Here is a 16,334-nt window from a genome sequence, read left to right as displayed (position 1 = left end):
TTGGCGGGCTGAACTTTATAGTCAACCCGTCACTCACAAGGCGACCGGGTTTGGCGACCTGATAAACAGAGTCTTCTCATCAATCACAAGAGACTCCACCATTGAATAGATACATGCCCCTCACCGGAATCGACCTGATCCCGGCGTCCCTGCTCATCGACACCCAAGCCCCACTCGACGTCCTGCAAGCCATGGCCGACTACCGCATTCGCACCGTCACCCAAGTGCTGGAAAACATCGCCTTTCGTGCCGAAATCGGTTGCGACACGGTGGTGCTCTCAGACTTCTCCAAACTGCTAGCCATTCCATTACGCGATGGCTGTGATTTGATGGATGTCATTGGCAGACGGTTGCGGGCGCAGGCTGCGGAGTGAATGAAAACGGGCGACCTATGGGTCGCCCTTTCTGTCACTGAACTTTTTCCGCCCTTCAACCCTCAACCGGATAACCCGCCTTATCCGGAACTGAGGCCCAACTTTATGAAAGCCCTGCTCAAACTCACCCTCGCCATCACACTCGCCTGCGCCCTCCCCGTTTGGGCCTGCCCTCCCGAGGAAGCCACCACCAAGCGCGAACAACTGGCCAAGGAAGTCGCCAAGATCACTGAGCAGAACCCGGCAAAGGCCAAGGAGATCAATGATGAGTTGCAGAAGATGGACCTGGAGACGGCCAGTAAGTGTAGTTGCTTGCAATCGAAAATGGCCATGCTTGCAATCAACACTATTTCAGGCTCGGATTAATTGCGACTGAAGCAGTCTCCATGCTCGCATTAACTGCAACTGTGCTTGCATTCAGCGGCACGTGCTTGCAATCGATTTCCGCGTGCTCACTTTATGTGCGACTGACGGCCCGTCCATCAAACGCTCGTTTTTTGTTTGTTGGATGGTCGGAAGACGTAGCTTCATTCGCAACTAATGCTGGTTTGCGGAGGTGGATAGGTGCAGCTCATTTCGGTTGAAAATCGCGATGATTGCAGGTCGGTGTGTTTATGAATGCAGGTCACTACACTTATCCATGGAACCCCAAAAGGTCGAAACGCCACTCATTGATTAGATTTTTTTCTTGGATTAAACCAATGAGTGGAATAAACAACATCTCTGGTTCGCCTACTAGCCCCATCCAACACAGCCCGCGCCAGGCGTCTGGGCCGGCTCGATTAGTGATAAGAACCGCTGATCAGGCTAGAGAGCACTGGGGTACGATCACGAGCCCGTCACAAGCCTCAGACGCGATGGCAGTGCTTGATGAGCGGGCAGAGGGAGGGCACATAGACGAGGAGACCTATCGGCTATTGGCGAATGCACTGCGGGATGTACACAATACTCTTCAAGAGAGAGCAGCTACTCAGGCAGCAGTAGCACACCTGCCAGTACGCCCCCCAGCTCGTGGTTGGCAGGCTCCAAGCAGAGTCAGAGCTGAAACCTTGGCGGTGGCGGTGACGGCCATTCAGCAAGGCGCCTCGGTTGAGCACGCCGCGCAACAGCATGGTATTCGCGATATTATGGACATGATTAGTCTTCGTGCCGCGTTTAATCGTCAGCAAAACCCGCCTGTCAGTGCTGAAACCTTGGCGGTGGCGGTAACGGCCATTCAGCAAGGCGCCTCGGTTGAGCACGCCGCGCAACAGCATGGTATTAGCGATATTATGGACATGATTAGTCTTCGTGCCGCGTTTAATCGTCAGCAAAACCCGCCTGTCAGTGCTGAAACCTTGGCGGTGGCGGTAACGGCCATTCAGCAAGGCGCCTCGGTTGAGCACGCCGCGCAACAGCATGGTATTAGCGATATTATGGACATGATTAGTCTTCGTGCCGCGTTTAATCGCCGTAGATAGGCACATTTGAAGAGCATATAGCTGTAGCGACCTGCAATCAGCGCGTTTTTCGACGCAACATTAATTGCGTCTATCCGGACCCGCTAACCGGCATTAATGGCGACTGAAAAGACTTAAATTGGCAACCCCGCAGCCAGCATTTTGTCGCGCAACTCACCAGCTCGCGCGGGCTCGAGCATGTTGTTGAACAGCGCTTTGATCTCGCTGGGCCTGGCGTCGAATTGCTCCACCAGATCCTTGATGCGGTACCCATGGCGCGTCAGTGTAGGTTCCAGGTCATCCAGTTGACGCGACAGCACCGACTCAACCAGTTCCGCCGAGACAGGTTTCTCGCCCGTCAGGTAACCGGCCTCCAGGGACAGGCTCAGATGCAATTGAATTTGCAAAGGCGTGCGCAACTTGGTGGCCAACAGATCAATCGCCTCCTCGGTTATGATCGATTGAATATCGACTTTCCCCGCTGTGCAGGTTTCCAGCAGCCAGTGAATGTATTCGCGCTGACTACCAGTGATGCCGTCGAGCGAGAAAATGTCAGTGCGATAACCGATTTCCTCCATCGTCGGACGACGCAGGTCATTGCGCAGTTTGGGATGCCCGGCCAGCACCACTGACAGTCGCCCGTCGCCGTCTTCGACCAATTCCATCAAGCGCTTAAGCCCGGTCAGAGTGTGACCATTGAGGTCATGGGCTTCATCCACGAACAGGGCCACCGGGCGCTTGTTCTTCCTCACCAGCTCGCGCAAGTCACGTTCACGCTTTTCACCCTGCGTGGGGATGCGTACCTGTTTTTCGGTGGACAAATCGTAGTAAAGCGCAGCGATGAAGGTGGCCAGCTTGATGCTGTGCTTCTCGATGGCGAAGGACTTGGAGACGGTGATTTTCTTTTCCGCCTCCATCACCTGTTGAAGGCGACGTAGCATCACGGTTTTACCACTGCCGATGACTCCACACAGTGCAATCAAACGTCCTTCGAAGATCGCGCCCTTGATGTCTTTGATCAGTTGCTGATGGTGCGCGGTCTCAAAATAACCGGCTTGGCTCAGCGGTAACGTCAACCCATAGTGCTGCATCACTTCAACCCGCATGTTCGTCTCCTGCTTTTTTATGGCGGAAATAGACCCTGATGCGCTCCAGGACAACACGGCGTGTCAGCGTTTCATTCAGCACCAGGTGGATGAAAGCTTGATCCTCGGTCGAGAGTTTGGATAAGGGCTGCGCGAGTTCATCGGCAATGGCAAGCTTGGCGGTAATAGCGCTGGGAAAGTGATACTCGTGCGCGTCGGCATTGAAAGGGAGACGTGGCAGTTCCACCGAAACAGCAGAAGGCGTCAGCCGCACATCGTTACCGGCCAGCGCAGCGATGGGCAACCCCAACTGATCGGCCAGTGAACGGATGCGGTCGGATCGTTCATCGACTTTGCCACGCTTGAACGCTCGGTACCGATGCAGCGGAATCGGTCCGGACACGGGATAGTAAGGCCCGAATCGCTCACCGCCGAATTCGGCATAGAGTTCGTTATCGAACAGCCCCCACAGCAACACCACAAACTCTCCTGCCATGTCTGGCCCCACCTCAAAAGCGGTGCCATCAACCGTGACCCGTGCATCACCACCCACCTTGCGCCGTTCAGGCTCACGGGCAAAGCGGCAGAATTGCTCCCAGGTACACATTTCACGAATGCCTTCATCGGGTAGATTGGACTGCCAGTCCTCAATCCGCGAATGCGGCTCGCTACGATGGGGCTGCACGTTGTAGGTGCGCACCAGGTAACGCATCAGCCATTCGTTGGCCTGCGCTTCGGTTTCTGGCTTGTGGAAGTGATACAGCGTCTCGTGGGCTTCTTTTACCGTGCGGAACGGGCGCTCAACCTTGCCCTTTGAGCGCGCGGTGGTGCGTGTTCCATCCTTGCCAGCGGGGATGTGTGTTTGCCATTCAATGCCCAGCGCCTGCATGACGTTCTGGAAGACTCGGCGCTTGGCGACCGGGCCGTTGTCCAGGTAGATCATCTTTGGACGGCCTTGAAATGGAAAGCTCGGGTCAGCCTTCGGCGCCATTGCATTGAACAAGAAGCGCAGCGCAGACTCCGCGTCCTCACCGTATACACAGCGGTATTCCTGATAAGCCAAGCCACTGCGGTCGTCCACCACACTGAACAGCATCAGCGTCGGCATGCCCCTGCTTGGATCGATCCAGTCCGGTTTGTCGATGTGCTTCAGGTCCGAGGGTGACAGGTCAAACTGCCAACAGTCGTTGCTGTTTTCCGCTTGAAAACGGGTGGCCGGTGGCTGTCGCGACAGGCGAGTTTGATCTAGTCCCCACAAGGATAAGTAGTGGTCGATGGTCGGACGTCTCAGCACGCCATTGGGTACTTTGACCAGTCCCTGCTCGGTTTCTACCCCGTAGTCTTCCAACAACTCAATGGCGCGACGGGTTGATACATGTCGCCCCTGCTTGTTCGTCGTGCGTAACTTCAGTGCCGCAATCAGCTCGCAGTAGCGCTCAAGCTCGGCCTTCTGCAACACACGGGGCTTGCCGTGATCGGCCCGGTGGGCTGCATGGGGTTTATGGATGAGGCTCAGCGCCCGGTACACGGTGCTGGGAGACACACCATACAACTGCGCTATCGCGGCCACCTGGGTAGTCCGCTCCGGACTTTTTTTCGGCAAACGGTCAAGTCGCTGCCGCAACTGCGTCAGCGAATCGTCAGGGATGGCACTATGCCGCCCGCTGGGCATTGCGTTCAGCCTCGGTCAGATAGTTGTAGAGCGTTGAGCGACCGATGCCCATCAAGCGGCAGATTTCTGCCACGGTGTGTTTTCGTTCGTGGTAAAGACTTAGGGCCAGTTCTTGCTTGGCCGGATCGAGCCGTTTCTTGCGTCCCCCCTTGCGTCCGCGTGCACGTGCTGCTGATAGCCCTGCTTGGGTGCGCTCACGAATCAAATTGCGCTCGAATTCGGCCAGAGCACCAAACAGATGAAACACTAAGCGTCCACCAATCGAGACCGTGTCGATGCTTTCCTGCAAGCTGCGCAAACCAACGTCTGCAGCGTCCAGTTGCTCGACCAGTCGAATCAGATCCTTCAGCGAGCGCCCAAGACGATCCAGACGCCAAATCACCACGGTGTCGCCCCGGCGCAGCGTGGTCAGCAAAGCAGTCAGGCCAACCCGTTCGGCCTTGGCGCCGCTGCCGATGTCTTCGAACACACGCTCGCAGCCTGCTTTGTGCAACGCATCGCGTTGCAGATCTAGGAGTTGGTCATCGGTTGAGACTCGGGCATATCCAATCAGCATGATTTCGTCCAGATATTCAATAGATAATCAGCTTAGCTGGATATTGAAATCTGGAAACAGTTACTGGACACAGTCAGTGCGGATTTCGAAGCAAAGGCCCCATCACAGCTTAGCGTCCAACAAACCAGCGTTTGATGGACGACCGATCAGTCGCAAATAATGTGAGCACGCGGAAATGGAATGCAAGCACGTGCCGCTGAATGCAAGCTCAGTTGCAGTTAATGCGAGCATGGGGACTGTTTCAGTCGCAATTAATCCGAGCCTGAAATAGCGCTGATTGCAAGCATGGCCGTTTTCGATTGCAAGCAACTACAAGTAAGGATCTGCCGGACAAGTGCCAGCTGATCGATCAGCGTCTCAAGGAGTTGCAGTCGGCGGAGAACAAAGCCGAGAGTTAAAGGGCAAGATCAAAAGATCACAGCCTTCGGCAGCTACACCGGTTTGAGCGTGCAGCTGTAAGAGCTGCTGCGATTTTTAGACGAAAAAAACCCGGACACTGTCCGGGTTTTTTATGGGATCGCTACCGCGCCTTATTCAGCAGCCGGCGCTTCCGGCTTGCGGCGCTTGAGCGGGGCCATGCCGTCCTTGCTGACCAGCGACAGGGCGTCGGTCTTCGGGCGGTTGGCGATCTTGCGCTTGGTCGGGGCCTTGGCGCCGGTTTTCTTCTTGTCGCCCTTGGCGTCGACTTTTTTCTTCTTCACGCCAACGGCTTTGCCTGAGGCCTTGACCTTTTTCGGTCCGCCGTAGGTGCCTTTGACTTCCTTGATGGTGCGGCGCTCGAAGCTCTGCTTGAGGTAGCGCTCGATGCTCGACATCAGGTTCCAGTCGCCATGGCAGATCAGCGAGATGGCCAGACCATCGTTGCCGGCGCGACCGGTACGACCGATGCGGTGAACGTATTCGTCGCCGCTGCGCGGCATGTCGAAGTTGATCACCAGGTCCAGGCCTTCCACGTCCAGGCCACGGGCCGCGACGTCGGTGGCCACGAGGATTTTCACGCCGCCCTGCTTCAGACGGTCGATGGCCAGTTTGCGGTCTTTCTGGTCCTTCTCGCCGTGCAGCACGAATGCTTTGTATTCCTGCGCCACCAGGCGGCCGTAGATACGGTCGGCCATGGCCCGGGTGTTGGTGAACACGATGGCCTTCTGATAGGTCTCGTTGGCCAGCAGCCAGTTCACGATCTGTTCTTTGTGCTGATTGTGGTCGGCGGTGATGATCTGCTGACGAGTGGTGGCGTTCAGATCGCTGACGTTGTTCAGCTGCAAGTGCTCAGGGTTGTTCAGGACTTTGGCGACCATCTCGCGCAGGCCCGAACCGCCGGTGGTGGCGGAGAACAGCATGGTCTGCTGACGGTTGGTGCACTCTTCCACCAGACGCTGTACGTCTTCGGCAAAGCCCATGTCGAGCATGCGGTCGGCTTCGTCGAGCACCAGCACTTCGACTTCTTTGAGGTCGAGGTTGCCGGCGTTCAGTTGCTCGATCATCCGACCCGGCGTACCGATCAGGATGTCCGGCACTTTGCGCAGCATGGCGGCCTGGACCTTGAAGTCTTCACCGCCGGTGATCAGGCCGGACTTGATGAAGGTGAACTGAGCGAAGCGCTCGACTTCCTTGATGGTCTGCTGGGCCAGCTCGCGGGTTGGCAGCAGGATCAGGGTCTTGATGCTGACGCGGACTTTGGCCGGGCCGATCAAGCGGTGGAGGATCGGCAAAACGAATGCAGCGGTTTTGCCGCTGCCGGTTTGCGCTGTCACCCGCAGGTCACGCCCTTGCAGCGCCAGCGGAATAGCCGCTGCTTGCACAGGCGTTGGCTCGACAAATTTAAGCTCGGCCACGGCTTTGAGCAGGCGTTCGTGCAGGGCGAATTGGGAAAACACGGGTGCTACCTCGAAGAAATACAAAAAAACAGCTGCATAGGGTAACGGTTTCGAGCGCGAAGGCCGAGTTTCTTTATACAAACGGCTGCAAACAGTGTTTTTTTTGTTGCCTGTTTTGTCTCAAAACGTCATCCGTAACGTCTTAAATGCTCTAATCGCCCCGTCGCGTCCTACAGAAGAACCGTTTTCACCCATGGATATCAAACAGCTCTGGCTCAATGCCCAAGACCTCTGGGGTGCTCTCGAACAGCACCCGCTCCTGCATTCCACGCTCGCGCTGATGTTGCTGCTGGTGGTGGCGCTGGTGCTCGGACGAGTGGCGCGCTACCTCATTCTTCACGCGACCAAAATGCTTGGTCGTCAGCCGTCGCTGCACTGGATCAACGATTTTCGCCACAACAAAGTGTTTCATCGCCTGGCGCAAATGACGCCATCGCTGGTGATCCAGTTCGGCCTGCACCTGGTGCCGGAGTTGGGCAAGACCAGCCTGAACTTCCTCGGCAACGTGGCGCTGGCGTTCACCATTCTGTTCCTGGTACTGGCCGTCAGCGCATTGCTCAATGCCCTGCTGGACATCTATGCCCGCACCGAACACGCCCGCACCCGCTCGATCAAAGGCTACGTGCAACTGGCGAAAATGGTGCTGTTCGTGTTTGGCGCGATCATCATCGTCGCCACGTTGATCGACCGTTCGCCGCTGTTGCTGCTGTCGGGTCTGGGCGCCATGTCGGCGGTGATTCTGTTGGTCTACAAAGACACCCTGCTGTCGTTCGTCGCCAGTGTGCAACTGACCAGCAACGACATGCTGCGGGTCGGCGACTGGATCGAGATGCCGCAAGTCGGTGCCGACGGTGACGTGGTGGACATCACCTTGCACACGGTCAAAGTGCAGAATTTCGACAAGACGATTGTGTCGATCCCAACCTGGCGCCTGATGTCCGAGTCGTTCAAAAACTGGCGCGGCATGCAGCAGTCCGGTGGGCGCCGGATCAAGCGCAGCCTGTTCATCGACGCCAGCGGCGTGCGGTTTATTCGCGATGACGAAGAGCTGAAGCTGTCCCAGGTGCATCTGCTGACCGACTACATGAGCCGCAAGACAGCCGAGCTCAAGGCCTGGAACGAAGCCCAGGGCAACGTCGCGGCGATGGCGGCCAACCGTCGACGGATGACCAACATCGGCACCTTCCGCGCCTATGCGCTGGCGTATCTGAAGAGTCACCCGGAGATTCAGCCGAACATGACCTGCATGGTTCGCCAGATGCAGACCACCGCTCAAGGCATCCCGCTGGAGATCTACTGCTTCACCCGTACCACCGTGTGGGCCGATTACGAGCGGATTCAGGGGGATATTTTCGATTACCTGCTGGCGGTGCTGCCGGAGTTTGGCTTGAGCCTTTATCAGCAGCCGAGTGGTGGTGATTTGCGGTCCGGGTTGCTTCCAGCTGCGTTGGGCGCAAGCCACGTTCCCGAGCCCGAAAAACACATCATGTAACACCCAAAAACACTGGCCTCCCTGCCTCACAGAGGTGACGCAAAAATCAAGGTGCGAACTTAAACGCTTTCAGTGAGGAGGCCGTTATGGAGGTTCCACCCACGGTCGACATGCTGGGAACGGGAAATATTGAACGCTGTCGCAGCACCTCGGCTCACCCGGCATGCTGTTGGATGATTACCGTCTGCGCCGGCATCGGAGCCGGGAAACCGGCTTCACCGAGTGAATCTTTGATGATGCGGTTGGTGTCGAAATAAACCTGCCAATAGTGCTCGTTGTGGCAGTAAGGACGCACCGCCAACACCGGACCAACCAGATTGAACTCTAAAATCTCCACCTCCACTGCCGGCTCGGCAAGCACATTGGGGATCGTGGCAATGTGTTGTTTCAGCAAGGCCGCCGCCGCTTTCCAGTCGGCCGCGCCCGATAGCTGTGCTTTGAGTTCGACACGGCGGAACGGGTTGTGGGTGAAGTTCTGGATGTTGTCGCTGAAAATTTTGTTATTACCGACCAGAGTCAGCACATTATCCGGAGTGTTGATAGCGGTGGCGAACAGACCGATCTCGGTGACCGTACCCGTCACCCCACCCGCGCAGATGAAGTCGCCGACCTTAAATGGGCGCAAGACAATAATAAACGCGCCCGCCGCCAGATTGGCCAGCAACCCCGACCAGGCCAGACCGATCGCAAGACCGACCGCAGCGAGCAGCGCAGCGAAGGTGGTCGTCTGCATTCCCAGGTAGCCGAGGATACCGATCACCAGAATGATGTTCAGCGTCACGGTAATGGCTGAGCCAACATAGCGCAGTACGGTCGGGTCGACCTTCTGTTTGCCCAAGGCCCGCTGCACCATGCCGACAGCAAAGCCTATCAGCCAGCGTCCGACGATCCAGAAGGCGATGGCGGAGAGGATCTTCACCGCGAAAGCTGCACCATACTGTTGCACCAACGCGATTAACGCGTTGAACTTCGCAGTGGTAACGTTAACGATAGTCTCGTCCATGGCTGGGGCCCAAAGGTGAAGAATTGGTTCCGGAACACTAGCACAGCCTGTATGCCCCGCCAGTCAATGGGCTGCGTACGTATCGCGGTACAACACCAAGCCGCATAGCGACAACAACTATTGCTCACCGGTAGCGATGGAGAGACTGGCGGCGTGTAACTTTAAGTGGCGTCCGGAGTTATTAGGCCAGTTCAGTCAGTCGATACTAATATTGCCTGACACAATGCTTTCGCGGGCAAGCCCGCTCCCACAGGGTTCAGTGGATAGCCACAAGTTTGCGTACACCCAACCGGCTAATCCACACCGCCATCAGAATTACCGAGCCACCAAAAAACAACCGCCCCAATTCCTCATGCTGATTCCAGATCAGCAAATTGATCAGCAACCCCACCGGCACATGCAGGTTGTTCATCACCGCCAGCGTCCCGCCGTTCACCAGGCACGCGCCCTTGTTCCACCAGTACAACCCCAATGCCGTCGAGACCAGGCCGAGGAACAGCAGCACGCCCCATTGCAGCGGCGCTTCGGGCAGGAAGTTCTGTTTGCCGAACAGCAGAAATGCCGGCAACGCCACCGCTAATGCACCGAGGTAGAAGTACCCAAAACGCCGGTAATGCGGCAGATCACTCGGATGGCGGGCCACCAGATGTTTGTAGAGCACCTGCCCGGCAGCGTAGGTGAAGTTGGCCAGTTGCAGCAGCAGGAAACCCATGAAGAAATCCGGGTTGATCCGGTCAAAGCGAATCACTGCCGCGCCCGCCACTGCCACCAGTGCCGCGATCAAGGCCCAGGGATTGAAGCGCCGGTTCAGCGCGTCTTCGATCAGGGTCACGTGCAGCGGCGTGAGGATGGTGAACAGCAACACCTCCGGTACCGTCAGCACCCGGAAGCTCAAATACAAACAGACGTAGGTCACGCCGAACTGCAACGCGCCAATCAACAACATGCCGCGCATGAATGCCGGTTCGACCTGACGCCAGCGCGTCAGCGGAATGAACACCAACCCCGCCAGCAACACCCGCACCAGCACTGCGAAGTAGCTGTCGACATGACCGGCCAGGTATTCGCCGATCAAGCTGAAGGAAAACGCCTGGATCAGCGTGACAAAAAGTAGATAGCCCATGGTCGCCTCATTTCGAATGGCGGCGACGATAGCGGGTTTTGCCCTTCATCGCGAACAGTCAGCAACACACAAAAACCTGTGGGAGCGGGCTTGCCCGCGATGGCGGTGTGTCAGGCAGCATTGAAGTCGACTGATACACCGCTTTCGCGGGCAAGCCCGCTCCCACAGGGTTTTGTATGCTCATTCACTAAATCCCAGGCAAAAAAAAGCCCGATCTCGCTAATGCGTTCAATCGGGCTAGAGCACTCAGGAGCAACAAGTGCAAAGGGAGGTTCGATGCGCGCGCAGGCTTGAAGGGTTGCGCCAGGTCACTAGACCATCCAGCGATTATCTGGCGATTAACGTGTCAGGCGACCTGGGAAAGCTTGGCGTTGGCCTGGTTCAAGCCTTTCTCCTGGAAGTCACCGCCCAGGTTCATGCCTTCGGCGTGAATGAACGTGACGTCGTGGATGCCAATGAAGCCCATGACCTGGCGCAGGTACGGTTCCTGGTGATCCGCGGTGCTGCCGGCGTAGATCCCGCCGCGAGCGGTCAGCACATAAGCACGCTTGCCGCTGAGCAAACCTTGCGGGCCGGTTTCGGTGTACTTGAAGGTCACGCCGGCACGCAGCACGTGGTCGAGCCAGGCTTTAAGGGTGCTCGGAATGGCGAAGTTGTACATGGGAGCCGCCATCACCAGCACGTCGGCGGCCAGCAGTTCGTCGGTCAGCAGGTTGGAGCGCTCCAGCGAAGCCTGCTCGATGTCGTTGCGTTGTTCGGCAGGTTTCATCCAGCCGCCCAGCAAGTTGATGTCCAGGTGCGGCACCGGGGTGGTGGCCAGGTCACGGACGGTGATCTGGTCGGCCGGGTGTGCGGCTTTCCATTGGCTGATGAAGGTCTGGGTCAGCTGGCGGGAAACCGAGTCTTGCTGACGGGCGCTGCTTTCGATGATCAGAACGCGGGACATGGGATGTAGCCTCCATCTGAGAATGCTGTAGGTCGATGGAGTGAAGGTTAAACAGAGTCATATCGATGAAAAAGCGCAAATAATTGCTATAAAGCATCGATAAATTCGTTTATAAGCGGAGCATGTCCCAGCTGGGCTGCCCCGCTCGATGTCATTTCGGGGTGCAAGTCAGGTCGATACGCAGCTTGATGATGGTGCGGGTGAACTTGGCGGTGGCGTTTTTGTGTTTACCGGCGGGCACTTCGATTGTGCGGGTGCGTGGCGCTTCCGGACCATTCTTGAAGACCACTTTGCAAGACACGTCGGTGTCGCCGTAGTTGTTGACCTGAATGGAGCCGATGTCGGCGTCTGTGTCGTAGGCGTTGTAGTCGACCTTCAAACCGTTGAGCTGTTTATTGACATCGATCGGATAAGCAAATGCCGTCAGCGGCAACATCGCCAACACAGCACAACCCGCCATCACACAACAGAATTTTTTCATTCAGCAGTCTCCAATAAGGACTGCCAGCTTAGGACAAGAGGAGCTCAACATGAAAGCGCCCCGCGTGACCCTTGATCAATGGCGAACATTGCAGGCCGTGGTCGATCACGGCGGTTTCGCCCAGGCCGCCGAAGCGCTGCACCGCTCGCAATCGTCGGTCAGCTACACCGTAGCGCGTATGCAGGATCAGCTCGGTGTGCCGCTCTTGCGCATCGACGGCCGCAAAGCAGTACTCACCGAGGCCGGCGGCGTACTGCTGCGCCGCTCCCGGCAATTGGTGAAACAGGCCAGCCAACTGGAAGACCTGGCCCACCACATGGAGCAAGGCTGGGAAGCGGAAGTGCGGCTGGTGGTCGATGCCGCCTACCCCAGCGCCCGCCTCGTCCGCGCACTGACCGCATTCATGCCACAAAGCCGTGGCTGCCGGGTGCGCCTGCGTGAGGAAGTGTTGTCGGGTGTCGAGGAAGTGTTGCTTGAAGGCGTGGCCGATCTGGCCATCACCGGGTTCAGCATTCCCGGGTATTTGGGCGCGGAATTAAGCGACGTCGAATTTATCGCTGTCGCCCACCCCGAGCATCCCTTGCATCGCCTGAACCGCGAACTGAACTTCCAGGACCTGGAAAGCCAGATGCAAGTGGTGATCCGCGACTCCGGCCGTCAGCAACCGCGAGACGTCGGCTGGCTCGGCGCCGAACAGCGCTGGACCGTCGGCAGCCTGGCCACCGCCGCGACCTTCGTCAGCAGCGGCCTGGGCTTCGCCTGGTTGCCCCGGCACATGATCGAGCGGGAACTCAAGGAAGGCACGCTCAAAGTGCTACCGTTGGATCAGGGAAGAAGCCGTAACCCGAGTTTCTATCTGTATTCGAACAAGGACAAACCCTTGGGCCCGGCGACGCAGATTCTCATCGAACTGCTGCGCACCTTCGATACCGCGCCGCTGGATGCGCCCTTCGCCGCCCCCGAACAAGCCTGACACGGAGTGTACCCATGGCCTATTTCGAACATGAAGGTTGCAACCTGCACTATGAGGAATATGGCCATGGCACGCCGTTACTGCTGGTTCACGGGTTGGGCTCCAGCACCCTGGACTGGGAAATGCAGATCCCGGCGCTTTCGGCCCACCATCGGGTGATCGTGCCGGATGTGCGCGGCCACGGGCGCTCCGACAAACCCCGCGAGCGTTACAGCATCGCCGGGTTCAGCGCCGACCTGATCGCGCTGATCGAACATCTGAACCTGGGCGCTGTACATCTTGTGGGACTGTCGATGGGCGGCATGATCGCCTTTCAACTGGCGGTGGATCAGCCGCAACTGCTCAAGAGCCTGTGCATCGTCAACAGCGCGCCCGAGGTCAAACGGCGCAGCCGTAACGATTACTGGCAGTGGTTCAAGCGTTGGAGCCTGATGCGCGCGCTGAGCATGGGCACCATCGGCAAGGCCCTGGGTGCGAAGCTGTTTCCCAAGCCCGAACAAGCTTCGTTACGACAAAAAATAGCGGCGCGCTGGGCAAAAAATGACAAACGTGCTTATCTCGCCAGCTTCGATGCCATCGTTGGCTGGGGGGTTCAGGAACGACTTTCCAAGGTCTCCTGTCCAACCCTCATCGTCAGCGCCGACCGTGACTACACCCCGGTCGCGCTGAAAGAAACCTATGTAAAACTGCTGCCCGATGCGCGGTTGGTGGTGATCGCCGACTCGCGCCACGCCACCCCGCTGGATCAACCCGAACGCTTCAACCAAACGCTGCTCGAGTTTCTCACCGCAGTCGACACCACCACTCAGGATCACTGACCCATGCTGAAAAAAATCGCCCTCGTCGCCGGCTCCGTTCTGTTTGCCGCCAACCTGATGGCCGCCACGCCCGCCAAGGCACCGCACGTGCTGCTGGAAACCACCAACGGCCAGATCGAAATCGAACTGGACCCGGTCAAGGCGCCGATCAGTACCAAGAACTTCCTTGAGTACGTCGACAGCGGCTTCTACAACAACACGATTTTTCACCGTGTGATTCCTGGCTTTATGGTCCAGGGCGGCGGTTTCACTCAACAAATGCAGCAAAAAGAAACCAAGGCGCCGATCAAGAACGAATCCAAAAACGGCCTGCATAACGTGCGTGGCACGCTGTCCATGGCCCGTACTTCCGTCCCGGATTCGGCCACCAGCCAATTCTTCATCAACGTCAAAGACAACGACTTCCTGGACCAGGGCGATGGCTATGCCGTGTTCGGTAAAGTCGTTAAAGGCATGGACGTCGTCGATGTCATCGTCAACTCCCAGACCACCACCAAAAGCGGCATGAAAGACGTGCCGGCCGACCCGGTCTTCATCAAGTCGGCCAAGCGCATCGACTGAGAGTAAGCTGGACAGGGAGTTTTGAGCGGCCGCCGGTGCTTCCGGCGCCGCTCATATTGTTTAAAGGAGAGCCCGTGCGCGGGCGGAGAACTGATGCTTTATCGCCGTTTTGAAAAACTGATCGACATTTTCCGCGATGCACCGACGGCGGCTCCACCGGATCGGGTTCTCCCCTTCTATACCTATTACCTGAAGCAGGTCTGGCCGAGTTTCGCCGCCCTGCTGATCGTCGGCCTGTTCGGCGCGCTGATCGAAGTGGCGCTGTTCAGCTACCTGAGCCGCATCATCGACCTCGCCCAAGGCACACCCAACGTCAATTTTTTCAAGGAACACGGCATCGAACTGGCCTGGATGGCGGTGGTTGCGCTGGTCCTGCGCCCCATATTTGTTGGCCTGCATGACTTGCTGGTGCACCAGACCTTGAGCCCCAGCCTGACCAGCCTGATCCGCTGGCAAAACCACAGTTATGTGCTCAAACAGAGCCTCAATTTCTTCCAGAACGACTTTGCCGGGCGCATCGCCCAACGCATCATGCAAACCGGCAACTCGTTGCGCGATTCGGCTGTGCAAGCGGTGGACGCGCTATGGCACGTGCTGATCTATGCGATCAGTTCATTGGTGCTGTTCGCCGAAGCCGACTGGCGCCTGATGATCCCGTTGCTGACCTGGATCGCCGCCTTCATCGGCGCCCTCTACTACTTCGTGCCACGGGTCAAGGAACGCTCGGTGGTGTCGTCCGATGCGCGCTCCAAACTCATGGGGCGGATCGTCGACGGCTACACCAACATCACCACCCTGAAGCTGTTCGCCCACACCAACTTCGAGCAGCAATACGCCCGCGAAGCGATCAAGGAACAAACCGAAAAAGCCCAACTGGCCGGTCGTGTGGTCACCAGCATGGACGTGGCCATCACTAGCATGAACGGCCTGCTGATCGTGAGCACCACCGGCCTCGCGCTGTGGCTATGGACGCAATCGCTGATCACGGTGGGTGCAATTGCCTTGGCCACGGGCCTGGTGATCCGCATCGTCAATATGTCTGGCTGGATCATGTGGGTGGTCACTGGCATTTTCGAAAACATCGGCATGGTCCAGGACGGTTTGCAGACCATTTCCCAGCCGGTCAGCATCACCGACCGCGAACAGGCCAAACCTTTGAATGTGGCGCGTGGCGAGGTGCGTTTCGATCACGTCGATTTTCACTACGGCAAGAAAAGCGGGATCATCGGCGACCTCAACCTGACCATCAAACCCGGCGAGAAAATCGGCCTGATCGGCCCGTCCGGTGCCGGTAAATCGACGTTGGTCAATCTGCTGCTGCGCCTCTATGACGTGCAGGGCGGGCGGATTCTCATCGACGGCCAGAACATCGCCGAAGTCGGCCAGGAAAGCCTGCGCGAACGCATCGGCATGATCACCCAGGACACCTCGCTGCTGCACCGCTCGATCCGCGATAACTTGCTGTACGGCAAACCCGACGCCACCGACGCCGAACTCTGGGAGGCGGTGCATAAGGCCCGGGCCGACGAATTCATCCCGTTGCTGTCGGACTCTGAGGGCCGCACCGGTTTCGATGCTCATGTTGGTGAGCGCGGAGTGAAGCTCTCTGGTGGCCAGCGTCAGCGAATTGCCATCGCCCGGGTGCTGCTCAAGGACGCGCCGATCCTGATCATGGACGAAGCCACCTCGGCACTGGACTCGGAAGTCGAAGCGGCGATCCAGGAAAGCCTCGAAACCCTGATGCAGGGCAAGACCGTGATCGCCATCGCCCACCGCCTCTCGACCATCGCGCGGATGGACCGCCTGGTGGTGCTGGAAAACGGCAAGATCGCCGAAACCGGCAGCCACGCCGAACTGCTGGCCCATGGCGGCTTGTATGCGCGGTTGTGGCAGCACCAGACCGGGGGGTTTGTCGGGATCGATTGAGCTGCGAG

At 57.8% G+C, this 16,334-nt stretch carries 16 protein-coding genes; 8 read left to right on the top strand and 8 right to left on the bottom strand.

Features of this window, described 5'->3' with window-relative positions:
• Positions 1–101 precede the first annotated feature (101 nt).
• From PSH88_RS07665 to PSH88_RS07655, 3 genes are all read left to right on the top strand, one after another.
• On the top strand, positions 102–374 hold the full coding sequence (locus tag PSH88_RS07665; protein ID WP_129442062.1) for a hypothetical protein: 273 nt from the start codon (positions 102–104) through the stop codon (positions 372–374).
• Positions 375–479: 105 nt separating this feature from the next.
• Complete coding sequence (locus PSH88_RS07660; RefSeq protein WP_370694695.1) at positions 480–740, top strand: hypothetical protein; 261 nt, start codon at positions 480–482, stop codon at positions 738–740.
• 683 nt (positions 741–1,423) lie between these two features.
• Positions 1,424–1,834 (top strand): hypothetical protein, encoded by a 411-nt coding sequence (locus PSH88_RS07655; protein WP_305425630.1) that lies wholly within the window; start codon positions 1,424–1,426, stop codon positions 1,832–1,834.
• 113 nt (positions 1,835–1,947) lie between these two features.
• Here PSH88_RS07655 and PSH88_RS07650 read toward each other — a convergent pair whose 3' ends face one another.
• The 4 genes from PSH88_RS07650 to PSH88_RS07635 form a co-directional block, all read right to left on the bottom strand.
• A complete protein-coding gene (locus PSH88_RS07650) occupies positions 1,948–2,919 on the bottom strand; it encodes an ExeA family protein (protein WP_305425629.1) in 972 nt (323 codons plus the stop codon).
• Positions 2,909–4,546, bottom strand: coding sequence for an IS481 family transposase (locus PSH88_RS07645; RefSeq protein ID WP_305426955.1), 1,638 nt, complete (start codon positions 4,544–4,546; stop codon positions 2,909–2,911). The genes PSH88_RS07650 and PSH88_RS07645 overlap by 11 nt, the downstream gene beginning before the upstream one ends.
• Positions 4,547–4,550: 4 nt before the next feature.
• Positions 4,551–5,126, bottom strand: a complete 576-nt coding sequence (locus tag PSH88_RS07640; protein ID WP_223536304.1) for a recombinase family protein — start codon at positions 5,124–5,126, stop codon at positions 4,551–4,553.
• Between the two features lie 530 nt (positions 5,127–5,656).
• The gene (locus tag PSH88_RS07635; protein WP_305425628.1) at positions 5,657–7,003 is read right to left on the bottom strand and encodes a DEAD/DEAH box helicase; all 1,347 of its coding nucleotides are present in this window, start codon (positions 7,001–7,003) and stop codon (positions 5,657–5,659) included.
• 193 nt (positions 7,004–7,196) lie between these two features.
• On the opposite strand from PSH88_RS07635, the gene PSH88_RS07630 reads away from it, so the two are divergent.
• A complete protein-coding gene (locus PSH88_RS07630) occupies positions 7,197–8,495 on the top strand; it encodes a mechanosensitive ion channel family protein (RefSeq protein ID WP_305425626.1) in 1,299 nt (432 codons plus the stop codon).
• A 154-nt stretch (positions 8,496–8,649) separates the two neighbouring features.
• On the opposite strand, the gene PSH88_RS07625 is transcribed toward PSH88_RS07630, so the two are convergent.
• The 4 genes from PSH88_RS07625 to PSH88_RS07610 form a co-directional block, all read right to left on the bottom strand.
• A complete protein-coding gene (locus tag PSH88_RS07625; protein WP_305425625.1) occupies positions 8,650–9,498 on the bottom strand; it encodes a mechanosensitive ion channel family protein in 849 nt (282 codons plus the stop codon).
• Between the two features lie 256 nt (positions 9,499–9,754).
• On the bottom strand, positions 9,755–10,621 hold the full coding sequence (locus PSH88_RS07620) for a carboxylate/amino acid/amine transporter (RefSeq protein WP_305425623.1): 867 nt from the start codon (positions 10,619–10,621) through the stop codon (positions 9,755–9,757).
• Between the two features lie 346 nt (positions 10,622–10,967).
• Positions 10,968–11,567 (bottom strand): FMN-dependent NADH-azoreductase, encoded by a 600-nt coding sequence (locus tag PSH88_RS07615; protein ID WP_305425622.1) that lies wholly within the window; start codon positions 11,565–11,567, stop codon positions 10,968–10,970.
• A 151-nt stretch (positions 11,568–11,718) separates the two neighbouring features.
• A complete protein-coding gene (locus PSH88_RS07610; protein WP_305425621.1) occupies positions 11,719–12,048 on the bottom strand; it encodes a 3-phosphoglycerate kinase in 330 nt (109 codons plus the stop codon).
• Between the two features lie 49 nt (positions 12,049–12,097).
• On the opposite strand from PSH88_RS07610, the gene PSH88_RS07605 reads away from it, so the two are divergent.
• The 4 genes from PSH88_RS07605 (at position 12,098) to PSH88_RS07590 (ending at position 16,326) form a co-directional block, all read left to right on the top strand.
• Positions 12,098–13,021: a PA3225 family LysR-type transcriptional regulator gene (locus PSH88_RS07605; protein ID WP_305425620.1), complete on the top strand. Its 924-nt coding sequence runs from the start codon at positions 12,098–12,100 to the stop codon at positions 13,019–13,021.
• Between the two features lie 14 nt (positions 13,022–13,035).
• On the top strand, positions 13,036–13,839 hold the full coding sequence (locus tag PSH88_RS07600; RefSeq protein WP_305425619.1) for an alpha/beta fold hydrolase: 804 nt from the start codon (positions 13,036–13,038) through the stop codon (positions 13,837–13,839).
• A gap of 3 nt (positions 13,840–13,842) precedes the next feature.
• Positions 13,843–14,400: a peptidylprolyl isomerase A gene (locus PSH88_RS07595; RefSeq protein WP_007902463.1), complete on the top strand. Its 558-nt coding sequence runs from the start codon at positions 13,843–13,845 to the stop codon at positions 14,398–14,400.
• Between the two features lie 93 nt (positions 14,401–14,493).
• Entirely contained in the window at positions 14,494–16,326 is a 1,833-nt protein-coding gene (locus PSH88_RS07590; RefSeq protein ID WP_123719238.1) for an ABC transporter ATP-binding protein, read from the top strand.
• Positions 16,327–16,334: the final 8 nt, after the last annotated feature.

The sequence above is a fragment of the Pseudomonas wuhanensis genome (assembly GCF_030687395.1).
Lineage (GTDB): Bacteria > Pseudomonadota > Gammaproteobacteria > Pseudomonadales > Pseudomonadaceae > Aquipseudomonas > Aquipseudomonas wuhanensis.
This window is presented reverse-complemented; position numbering and strand designations above follow the sequence as displayed.

Excerpts from the sequence above, each read along its gene's own strand:
- PSH88_RS07625 (WP_305425625.1), bottom strand. The coding sequence starts at position 9,498 with ATGGACGAGACTATCGTTAACGTTACCACTGCGAAGTTCAACGCGTTA.
- PSH88_RS07590 (WP_123719238.1), top strand. The coding sequence starts at position 14,494 with ATGCTTTATCGCCGTTTTGAAAAACTGATCGACATTTTCCGCGATGCA.
- PSH88_RS07615 (WP_305425622.1), bottom strand. The coding sequence starts at position 11,567 with ATGTCCCGCGTTCTGATCATCGAAAGCAGCGCCCGTCAGCAAGACTCG.
- PSH88_RS07620 (WP_305425623.1), bottom strand. The coding sequence starts at position 10,621 with ATGGGCTATCTACTTTTTGTCACGCTGATCCAGGCGTTTTCCTTCAGC.
- PSH88_RS07650 (WP_305425629.1), bottom strand. The coding sequence starts at position 2,919 with ATGCGGGTTGAAGTGATGCAGCACTATGGGTTGACGTTACCGCTGAGC.
- PSH88_RS07600 (WP_305425619.1), top strand. The coding sequence starts at position 13,036 with ATGGCCTATTTCGAACATGAAGGTTGCAACCTGCACTATGAGGAATAT.
- PSH88_RS07640 (WP_223536304.1), bottom strand. The coding sequence starts at position 5,126 with ATGCTGATTGGATATGCCCGAGTCTCAACCGATGACCAACTCCTAGAT.
- PSH88_RS07595 (WP_007902463.1), top strand. The coding sequence starts at position 13,843 with ATGCTGAAAAAAATCGCCCTCGTCGCCGGCTCCGTTCTGTTTGCCGCC.
- PSH88_RS07660 (WP_370694695.1), top strand. The coding sequence starts at position 480 with ATGAAAGCCCTGCTCAAACTCACCCTCGCCATCACACTCGCCTGCGCC.
- PSH88_RS07610 (WP_305425621.1), bottom strand. The coding sequence starts at position 12,048 with ATGAAAAAATTCTGTTGTGTGATGGCGGGTTGTGCTGTGTTGGCGATG.
- PSH88_RS07630 (WP_305425626.1), top strand. The coding sequence starts at position 7,197 with ATGGATATCAAACAGCTCTGGCTCAATGCCCAAGACCTCTGGGGTGCT.
- PSH88_RS07605 (WP_305425620.1), top strand. The coding sequence starts at position 12,098 with ATGAAAGCGCCCCGCGTGACCCTTGATCAATGGCGAACATTGCAGGCC.